Origin of the sequence: Thiothrix sp. (assembly GCF_028714775.1) — a bacterium.
Lineage (GTDB): Bacteria > Pseudomonadota > Gammaproteobacteria > Thiotrichales > Thiotrichaceae > Thiothrix.
Window position 1 is genome coordinate 37,664 of record NZ_JAQTLS010000027.1, and the last position, 10,971, is coordinate 48,634.

Genomic DNA, 10,971 nt, shown 5'->3' on the forward strand with positions numbered 1-10,971 from the left:
TTCTTTAAATTTTATATTGTCAGCTTAGTAAGCCCACCGTGCTGGCAGGTTACAGGCAGCTAACTGCCTGTAACCTGAACCAGACTAATCATCAAGGCAATTGCTGGTTGATGATGTAGTTTGCACTGATCGTGCTGTTGCTCGGATGCAGCAGTACGTTACCCAACAGCAGGTTCACATCGTTGGATGGGCCTGCGAAAATGGTGACGCCATCCATATTGATGTCGGTTGGCTGATAACCATTAAAGCGGAAGTTGGTACTGACTGACGTGTTCCCAGCCGCCAACAAGACATCACCGAGGATGACGCCAGTATCGTTGGATGGGCCGTTGGCAATGGCACGCAAGTCGGTGTTGGCATTACCCGCCCACAGTAACGCAGTTGTACCGTAGGTGATGCGTGAGTCCTTACCGTACAGGGCTGTGCTGGTATTGGTGAAATCAACCAATGTACCCGGAGCTGTTGCGGTAATGCTGACAGGAGCCGCAGTCATCACACCCAAGTGGTTACGGTGGCGTACAGACACATAGTAGTTACCCGGCAGCAGACCTGTGAGCATCAGTGATGCATCACCTGTTGCAGCATCCATCACATCACCGTCACGTTGTACCAAGGCGGCAACACGTGCTTTGACGGTGGTTGAGACAGCAGAGTCACGTACTTCAACCAGTACCCAGTCTACAGGTGCATTGTTGCCAGTGGCGGTGAGCAGGGAAGCCGTCGCCACTTCTGTACCCGCATACTTGATGCTACCAATGTTGTAAGGCTGTTTGGTTGGCAACAGGTTTTTGGTACGTAGGTCGTCTTGCATCAGTTTGCTGACGCTGTTGTAAGCACCTTGCAGCATGACTTTGACTTGCAGCCTGACCGCATTGACGCTGGTATCCAAGTAGTCTGGGATGCCATCCAAGTCGGAGTCGATAGCGTCAGCCGGAGCACCGTCTTTGTTCGGGTCATTGCCTTCCGCAGCGGACAGGATGCCGTCACCGTCATCGTCGGTGTCCAGATAGTCTGGTTTGCCGTCTTTGTCGCTGTCGTCATCCAGCGGTGTGCCAGCGTTGTAGTTTTCGTTCTTAGTCAGAACGCCGTCATTGTCGTCGTCAGTGTCAACAGCGTTCGCCTTACCATCACCATCGGTGTCAACTGGCTTGGCAGGGTCTGCGCCGACTTCCACTTTGTCACCGATGCCGTCACCGTCAGAGTCAGGATTCAGCGGGTTAGTGCCAGCGGTTTTTTCCACGCCGTCCAACAAGCCGTCGCCATCGGAGTCAGGGTTTTTCGGGTCAGTGCCGAGTTTACCTTCTTCTTCATTGGTCAGGCCGTCACCGTCTGGATCGCCTTTGGGGCCATCACTGTCACTCAAATCCAGATAGTCCGGCTTGCCGTCACCATCAGTGTCAACTGCATCGGCAGGTGAGCCATCTTTATTAGGATCGTTATTTTCAGCGGCAGACAGTTTGCCGTCACCGTCATCGTCGGTGTCCAGATAGTCTGGTTTGCCGTCTTTGTCAGTGTCGTCATCGGTCGGTGAGCCAGCATTGTAGTTTTCGTTTGCGGTTAAAACACCGTCGTTGTCATCGTCAGTATCCAGTGCATCAATTTTGCCGTCCTTATCGGTGTCGATGGGGGCGGCAGGGGAGGCTCCGACTTCGGTTTTGTCATCCACACCGTCACCATCGGTGTCTTTGTTCAACGGGTTAGTACCCGCTTTGATTTCATCACCGTCTTTGAGGCCGTCACCGTCGGTATCTGGATTTTTTGGATCAGTCCCTTTGGTAATTTCATCACCGTCTTTGAGGCCGTCACCGTCAGTATCTGGATTTTTCGGGTCAGTCCCTTTGGTGACTTCATCACCGTCTTTGAGGCCGTCACCGTCAGTATCTGGGTTTTTCGGATCAGTGCCGAGTTTGACTTCATCCCCGTCTTTGATGCCATCGCCATCAGTGTCAGGGTTTTTCGGGTCTGTACCGAGTTTGGTTTCTTCTTCGTTGGTCAGGCCGTCTTTGTCCGGGTCAGCCAATGGGCCGTCAGTGTCGTCCTTGTCCAAGTAGTCAGGGATTTTGTCGCCGTCAGTATCCACTGCATCAGCCGGTGAGCCGTCTTTGTTCGGGTCATTGCTTTCTGCGGCGGAAAGTTTGCCGTCGCCGTCATCATCGGTGTCCAGATAGTCTGGAATCTTGTCACCATCGGTGTCGTCATCCAGTGGTGTGCCAGCGTTATAGTTTTCATTTTTGGTCAGGACGCCATCGTTGTCATCGTCGGTGTCGAGAGCGTCGATTTTACCGTCTTTGTCGGAATCAATAGGCGTTGCTGGGGTTGGGCCGACTTCGATATTGTCGAAGATGCCGTCGCCGTCGGTATCAGGGTTTTTAGGGTCTGTACCGATTTTCGCTTCGTCCGCATTGGTCAGGCCGTCTTTATCGGCGTCGCCTAATGGGCCGTCGGTGTTGTCCTTGTCCAAGTAGTCAGGGATTTTGTCGCCGTCGGAGTCAATGGCATCGGCAGGTGAACCGTCTTTGTTGGGGTCGTCACCTTCCGCAGAGGACAAGATGCCGTCGCCGTCATCATCGTTGTCCAGATAGTTAGGTTTACCATCCGCATCGGTATCGTCGTTGGCAAGGTTGCCATCGGCGTTGAGGTCTTCGTTTTTGGTGACGATGCCGTCGCCGTCATCGTCAACATCTTGGAAGTCAGGCTTGCCGTCTTTGTCCAAGTCTTGTTTGACGACAGGTTTGCCACCGTTATCGGCGTCGAAAGCGTCATCAAGGCCGTCTTTGTCGGTATCAGTGCCCAGCGGTGCTACGTCGGCTTTACCGTCACCGTTGGCATCGTTACCTTCAATGCTGTCGAGTACGCCATCACCGTCGCTGTCGGTGTCCAAGCTGTCTGGAATCTTGTCGCCGTCAGTATCAGTTACGCCTGCACCTTCGTCAGTATCCAAAATGCCATCGTTGTCGTCGTCGAGGTCATCGGCATCTTTCACACCATCTTTATCGCCATCGGGGCGGTCGTCAACGGCATCCAAATAGTCCGGTTTGCTGTCGCCATCGGTGTCAACCGCATCGGCGGGTGAGCCGTCTTTATTCGGGTCATTGCCTTCTGCTGCCGACAGTTTGCCGTCGCCATCATCGTCAGTATCCAAATAGTCGGGAATTTTGTCGCCGTCGGAGTCGTCGTCTACGGGTGTGCCAAGATTGTAGTTTTCATTTTTGGTCAGCACGCCGTCGTTGTCGTCGTCCGGGTCAAGGGCATTGATTTTGCCGTCGCCATCTGTATCGGTTGCAACCCCACCGGCGGCTTCCACGCCGTCACTGATGCCGTCGCCGTCGGTGTCGGTGTTAAGCGGGTCTGTACCGAGGGTTTTTTCCACACCGTCTTTCAGGCCGTCACCGTCAGTGTCAACACTGTCGCTACAGTCGGCTGATGTGCCGTAGTTGTCGAGGTAGTTGTTGTCGGAAGACGTTCCCCAACCCAAGTTGGTGAATTGGTTGCCGGGGTTGGTATTGACTGAGTTGGGCAGTTTGTTGAAAGGGTCGGTGTCGTTGTTCATCAACTCAACCGGGCCTAAGCATTTGCCACTGTTACGGAAGTTGAAAACTTCCTTTTCCACGCCTGCTGCCCAAGCGAATGCATTGGTTTTAATCGGGGTCAGGGTGAAGGACAGGTAATCTACCTTCACGTCCTCTGATGGGGCATCGGCGCGTGAATCGTTCGACCATACGGTGTTGGAAATGCTGTTTTGCGGGTCATCCACCACAAATTTTTCAGCGCTGACGGCAGCGTGAGGTACGCGGATTGTGACCTGCCCCGTCATGCTCATGTCTTTGCTGGGCGTTGCGTTTGGTTTCATGAAAACATGATACCTGTCGTCAACGGTGCTCCACCGGATCGTATATTCCAGCGTCTGGGCTGCCCACGCACTATTGCCTACCAGCAACAGTGTCGATGCACTCAGACCGAGGTATTTGCGAAGTTTTCTGGATTGCATGGTTGGACTCTCTTAATCATTTTTATAATTAGGCAATAGTGCTAGAGCAGCCAGCCCATGCGTAAAGGTGCTGGCTACTTTGCAGACTGTTATTATTTAGGGCAAGCAACCGGGTCGCCGTAGTTGCCTTTGTAATTGTTTTCGCTAACAGCACCCCAACCCAAGTTGGTGAATTGGTTACCGGGGTTGGTGTTGCTGGAGTTCGGTGCGGCATTGAATGGGTCATCGTTTGCCATCAGGGCAACGCCATCCAAACAGCCGCCTTCATTTTGGAAGCTGAAAATCACCTGTTCTTTACCGGCTTCCCAGCCATAGTTGCGGGCGCTGCTGCCTTGCAGGCCAACGAAAGAGAACGAAATGTAATCGTGTTTGGCATCTTCTTTCGGTGCGTCAACGCGGGATGCTTCTACCCAGTTGGAACCTTCAACGGCGCTATTCAGGGCAGTAACTTTGAAACCGCTGTCATGTGGGACTTTCAAGGTAACTTGCCCGGTCAGGCTGATGTCTGGCTTTGGTGCTGCGGAAGGTTTCATCACAAGTTGATAGGTTTTGCCGTCTTCTGCCAGCGCCAGTTTGTATTCGAGTACTTGTGCAGCAGATACCGCTACGGCAGCTTTGTCAGCCGCTTTTTCTTTGGCTACAGCCCCATTTGCAGCCATTGCAAGAGCGATTACACCTGCCAGAGTCGCGGCGCGGCGGAAAGACTTATTGATTTTCATTACTTGTCTCCTAGTTGTTGGTTTAGCCCAGTTTTATTGATATGGGTATAATAAATGTTTTTCGATTGATGGGAATATTATATTGACGAATGGCAGGGTACGCGGTGTACCCCTGCCATTATTTTTTGAATTTAGTCGTCTGAGTCCTCATCCCCGCTTTTATCCAACTTGCCTTGCGCGACATAGTTAGCCGCAAACGTAGCATTGCCGGGATGCAACAGCACATTGCCCATCAACAAGTTGATGTCATTGCTGGGGCCGGAATACAAGGTCGTGCCATCCATGTTCAAGTCGGACACGTAATAGCCCGCCAGCCTGAAGTTGCTGTTGACCTTGGTGTTGCTGTGGTGCATCAGCACCGTGCCCAACACCACATTGGTGTCATTGCCGGGGCCGCTGGCGATCAGGCTATTGTTGTTGTTGGCCTCACCCGCCCACATCACTGCCACATCACCGGCTTCCAAGCGTGCATAGTCACCGTAAACCGCAAAGCTGGGCAGGGTGAAATCCGTCGCCGTCAGGGTAGGGGACAAGGCAATCGGGTCTTTGGTCATGACACCAAGGTGGTTACGGTGGCGTAAGCCCACGTAATAGTTGCCCTCCGGCACATTCGGCACGAGCAACTTGGCCTCGTTGGTCAACGGGTTAACCACATCCCCATCGCGCTGGAGCAAAGCCGCCTGTGCGGTAATGCGGTTACGCGGGTTCTTGGCATCACGCAGTTCCACCAGCACCCAATCCACCGGCGCATCCTTGCCCGTGATTGCCAGTTCGGCAGGGGTGGTGGTTTCCTTACCCCGGTACTTGAATGCCGTCATGCGGTCGGAATACGGCTGTGCCAGTGGGATCAGCCCCAATTGGCGCAAATCATCCTGCATCAGGTTTTCTGCCGGATCATAAGAACCTTGCAGGAAACCACGCACATGCAGCACCACGGTTGGCACTTCCTTGTCATCCAGATAATCCGGGATACCATCCGCATCCATGTCATGCGCATCCAGTGGGTTGCCATCCTTGTTCTTGTCGGCATTCTCATCCTTGGTCAGCTTCTTGTCGCCGTCATCGTCAGTGTCCAAATAGTTGGGCTTACTGTCGCCATCGGTATCCAAGGCATCATCCGGCTTGCCATCCTTATTGGCATCCGCCGCTTCGTACTTGGTCAGGATGCCATCGCCATCGTCATCGGTATCCAACCAATCCGGCTTGCCATCCCCATCCGTGTCCTTAGGCACACCCGCATTTTTCTCGAACGAATCCAGCAAGCCATCCCCGTCATTGTCCTCATCCACGTCAATCACATTGATGATCACGTCCTGTGTAGTACAAGCCGTTTCCGAGTCACACGCCTGCACTTGCAGCACGTAAGCATTGTCCTTGTTGCTATCGGTGGGTTTCTCATAATCTGGGCTGGCTTTAAAAGTGATAGCCCCGGTTTTGCCGTCGATAGTGAACAATGCCGCATCCACCCCACCGGAGAAGGTATACGCAATGCCGCTTACCTCATCATCCTTGTCGTCGGTAGTCTGCACATCCAATGCCGCTGCCGTACCGTTCTCACTGAACGTCGCCGCCGCCGGGGAGGTAAACACAGGAGGCATGTTAGGGATACGCCAGTTCACCTCCGCCGTAAGTTTCGGGTAAGCCGCCAGCACATCGGTAATGCCCGCATTGGCAGGGCCAAAGTTGGTGTCATCGGTATCTACCGCATCATCCAAACCATCTTTATCCGCATCCGCACCAGCAAGGGTCAAGCCTGCTTCCTTGGTATCAGTTTCACCTGTGCCATCGCTGTTGGTGTCGAGGTAGTCCGGGTTATCCGTACTTTCCGTATTGACCGGAACCAAGCCCGCCCCGTAAACATCATCCACACCATTCTTGTCCGCATCCACACCCGTTGGGGCTTTGAATGCAGCGGTGGTTTGCGCTTCGATATTGTCAGGGATGCCGTCAGCGTCGGAGTCAAGGTCAAGCTGGTTAGGGATGCCATCCGCATCCGGGTCGGCAGTGCCTTCAGTGGCATTCGGGATGCCATCACCGTCCAAGTCCGCATCATTCTTGTCAGCCACGCCATCACGGTCAGTGTCTTTCAATACCGTAATGGTCAGCAGTTTCTTGGTCATGACCCCCTCAATGTCCGCCACTGCCACTTCCACCAAGTAAGTGTTGTTGGTATCCGCATCGGTTGGGGCAGCAAAGCTCGGCGCTGTTTTGAAAGACAGCACCCCGGTTAACGGGTCAAGCGCAAACTTGGCGGCATCCGCCCCACCCGTGAGGCTATAGGTCAGGCCGCTGCCTTCGCTGTTGGTGTCATCGGTCGCGGCAATATCAGCCGCAGGAGTGGTGCTTTTCTCCACGTAGTCAATAGCAGCCGCATTCGGGATCGCAGGTGCTGCATTGACCACGCGCCAGTAAACGTTCGTGCCATTGCCCGGATAAGCCGTCAGCACATTGGTGATGCCAGCGTTGGGTGAGCCAAAGGCCGCATCATCTGTATCCACCTGATCATCCAGCCCATCCTTGTCGGCATCGTTGGCACGCAAGGCCAAGCCTGCTTCCAGCGTATCATTTGCACCGCTGTTATCGGAGTCGGTATCCAAGTAATCGGCAGTATCAGCGCCATCGGTGTTCACTGGCACTAAGCCCGCACCGTAAATGTCATCAATGCCGTTCTTGTCCGCATCCACCCCGGAAGGTGCTTTATAGCCTGCGGTAGTTTGTGCTTCGATGTTATCGGGGATGCCGTCGTTGTCGGAATCAAGGTCGTACTGGTTCTGGATGCCGTCGCCATCGGTGTCGGTTGTACCTTCGGTGGTGTTCGGAATGCCATCATTGTCACGATCCAGGTCAACGCTGTCGCCGATACGGTCAGCATCAGTATCTTTCTCTACGGTAATAGTTAACGTTTGGGTATCAACTTCGCCTTTGCCGTCATCAGCCTGCACGATGACCGTGTAAGTGCCAATCACCGCCGCCGACTTAAAGGCCAGTGTGTTTGTTGTCGGGTCAAGCTCGAAAAGGGCAGCATCTGCACCACCACTGACGCTGTAAGTCAGCGTATCCTTGTCCGCATCCGTTGCGGTCACGGTTGTGAGTGCTGTCGTTTTTTCTGCGATGGTGATTGCCGCGTTATCGCCGCCACCGTTGCTGGTGATTATTGGCGCTATGTTTACTGCCCGCCAGAAGACTTCCGCCCCATTGCCGGGGTAAGTTTTCAGTACATCAGTGATGTCAGCATTGGCTGGGCCAAAGAGGCCGTTGTTGGCGTCTACGGCATCATCCAGCCCGTCATTGTCACTGTCTGTGTTTGCTAATGTCAGGCCAGTTTCGGCTACGTCATCCCCACCATTGTTTTCAGTATTGGTGTCCACGTAGTCAGGGGTTAAGTCGCCGTCAGTATCAACAGGTGTCAGCCCTGTGCTGTAAGCCGTATCAATGCCGTTAGCCGCGACCGTGCCTGTCGGTGCTTTATAGCCCGCAGTGGTTTGCGCTTCGATGTTGTCGGGGATACCGTCATTGTCGGAGTCGAGGTCATCCATGTTGGCGATGCCGTCTTCATCCATGTCTGCGCTGGTACAAGGTGGCAGTAATGAGAAGGAAATGGCATCAAGGAAGTTGCCGACTGTTGCTCCCCCAGCGGCTGATACCGATTTGTAGGCAAATTGGGTAATAGTTTGTCCAGCGGGTACGGTGTAAGTGGCGGTGTAAACCTTCCACGCCGTATTGCCTGTGGTGTATTCCCCTTGTTTGGTAGTCGCATCCAGCGGGTCTGTTGGTGAACCAATGAACAGAGCAATGGTGTCATTGCCTGCCCGTCCCCGATGGGCAAACGACCATTGCAGGACATCGCCCGGTTTGGTGGCAATTTTCTGGAACAGTGTGGAAACCTGATACGCATTCAATTCTGCAAATTGTCGGCCTTGGTAAGCAGAAACACCCAGCGCCCCGTCCGCCCAATATTCAAAGTAATTGTCTGTGGCAGACGTTATCCATCCGGGTACTTGACCATTCATGGGGAATGACACCCCGGACGGTTGCTTGGGCAACTCAAAACTTTCATTGGTAAGGGAAATGGGCAATCCACCTACTGGCTTACCAAACTTACATTCGCCAAGGTCGGGGATGCCGTCGTTGTCATCGTCTTGGTCAGTGAGGTCGAAGATGCCGTCACCGTCAGTGTCTTTATCTGCGACCACGGTCAAGGTTTGGGTATCTGATCGGCCTTTGCCGTCATCTACTTGGACAATTACCTGATAAGTACCCGATACTGATGCGGCTTTAAAGTCCAGCTTGCCAGTTGATAGATCAATGGTGAACAGTGCAGCATCCGCGCCACCACTGAGGCTGTAGGTCAGGGTATCGCTGTCCGCGTCGGTTGCAGTAACAGTGGTCACAGCAGTTTTGCCGGTGCTGACTTTTACCGTAGCTGTATCGCCGCCACCATCGCTGGTGATAACTGGGGTTGCGTTCCCCAACTTGACCAATGAGGTCTGGTAGTCACGGTATGCAAACCACCATGTGTTAATGGTGTTGGTGTCGCCGTAACTGATGTTGCTCCACGGTTGACGGATTATTGCTCCCAAGTCGGTGTTGACTTTAGTGGTGGTGGCAAAGCCGGAAAGATCGGGGATGTTGGAGTCGTCCCAGAACAACAGGTTAGGGCCAGTTGTACCACTCGCTGTTTGGGTAAATACATTGAAGCCGGTATCCAGCCCTTCCACGTCATAAGCGGTGAAATGGGTCTCACCTTGGGTGTAGGAAACCATCGTCTTGATTGGGAATTGGCTTTCCGTGACGGTTTTTCCCGCCCCATCCTTGCCGTCCCAAGCGACTTTGTTTACGCCTGCCACCAGTGTTGCAAACAGGCGGCGGTCAGTGCCTGCGGTGTAGCTGCCATCCCCACCAAAGTCCAGTACGATTTCCGCATTGCCCGGCTGGGTGACATCAACGGCAATCTTGGTATCGGCGATGTCTGGAATGCTAAGGGGCAGGTTCTGTAGTTTCCCTTCCGCTCCCATCGGGTAGGCGGCAGGATCGGGTGGATTCAGGAATATTTTGTGCTGAGGATTGGTCTGGTTGGCGGCATTTACGGATTTGCGGTCTGCTGCCTTGTCACCTGATGTTCCTGTCCCGCTATTGTTGAATGAGAACTGGCCTTGCAAGGGGCGCAAACCAGAATCCTGAAAGTCAATCTTGGTGGTAAAGTTCTTATCGTCATAGGCATATAGCGCCCCGGCAAAAGGTTCTGCGTAGTAGTTTCCAGCATTGTAGGTTGCCGGATTGGCGGCACGTACTGCCCACGCCTTCGACCATACCCGACCATCAATGGCGGTAGGTGATGCTACCTTATTGGCAACTGTAATATCGAACCATTTAATGAGAGCACCATTGGTAAATTCAATATAATAATCGCCTGCTGCTAGCCCAGTTGGGTCAAATACCCATTGTGCGTTTGAGACAGGATACCCACCGGGAGCAATCGCAGCAGGGCCTGCAACGGCTTGTGCGTGGCTGGATATATTGATGTTAGCGCCACCCACCGAATAAGGGCCGTGCACACTAGCATCCGTGGGTGATTTGATTTCAAAGGTATAAGTACCGGCAGAATCCGTGCCCGTGGGATCAACTAACGTTGATAAGCCTATGTATACAATTTCACTGTCTGGCTTTTCGATGTGGATGTATAGGCGGTTATCTGCGGCGACTCCGGGTGCTGCAAATATGTACCCCGCATTTCCTATGGCAAGTGCTGAGTGGTTGCTTGCTGCGGGTGTCCACTGTTTCGTACCTTCGGCAAAGGCAGTGCCGCTTAGTAAGGCCAGCATTGCTGCGGTGAAGTAAATGATGAGTTTATGTGGCAATAGGAAATTTGAACCCTTCATGCGAAGCTTCCCCTAAATTATTATTAGTATTCTGGTTGCCGGATTTTTCGCGTAACCATGGCAGATTTTCAACAACGGAATCATCGCTGTAAATGGGCGTGAGTGGCAACAAAAAGCAGATTATCGGCGCATGAAAAAGGGGCGGCATGGTGTCCGCCCCCTGTTTTTAACCCACTGGTTTAGTCGTCTATATCTTCATCAGCACTTTTATACAACTTACCCTGCGCGACATAGTTAGCCGCGAAGGTGGCATTACCCGGATGCAACAGCACATTGCCCATCAACAAGTTGATGTCATTGCTGGGGCCGGAATACAAGGTCGTGCCATCCATGTTCAAGTCGGACACGTAATAGCCCGCCAGCCTGAAGTTGCTGTTGACCTTGG

4 protein-coding genes are annotated in these 10,971 nt (G+C 53.2%); all 4 read right to left on the bottom strand.

What is annotated here, in order from left to right; genetic code table 11:
- Window positions 1–91: 91 nt before the first annotated feature.
- The gene (locus PHE17_RS18985) at window positions 92–3,988 is read right to left on the bottom strand and encodes a hypothetical protein (protein WP_301017490.1); all 3,897 of its coding nucleotides are present in this window, start codon (window positions 3,986–3,988) and stop codon (window positions 92–94) included.
- A gap of 92 nt (window positions 3,989–4,080) precedes the next feature.
- Complete coding sequence (locus PHE17_RS18990) at window positions 4,081–4,707, bottom strand: cadherin (RefSeq protein WP_301017491.1); 627 nt, start codon at window positions 4,705–4,707, stop codon at window positions 4,081–4,083.
- Between the two features lie 131 nt (window positions 4,708–4,838).
- Complete coding sequence (locus PHE17_RS18995) at window positions 4,839–10,586, bottom strand: cadherin repeat domain-containing protein (RefSeq protein ID WP_301017492.1); 5,748 nt, start codon at window positions 10,584–10,586, stop codon at window positions 4,839–4,841.
- A gap of 179 nt (window positions 10,587–10,765) precedes the next feature.
- A partial coding sequence (locus PHE17_RS19000) for a hypothetical protein (protein ID WP_301017493.1) occupies window positions 10,766–10,971 on the bottom strand: 206 nt, incomplete at its 5' end.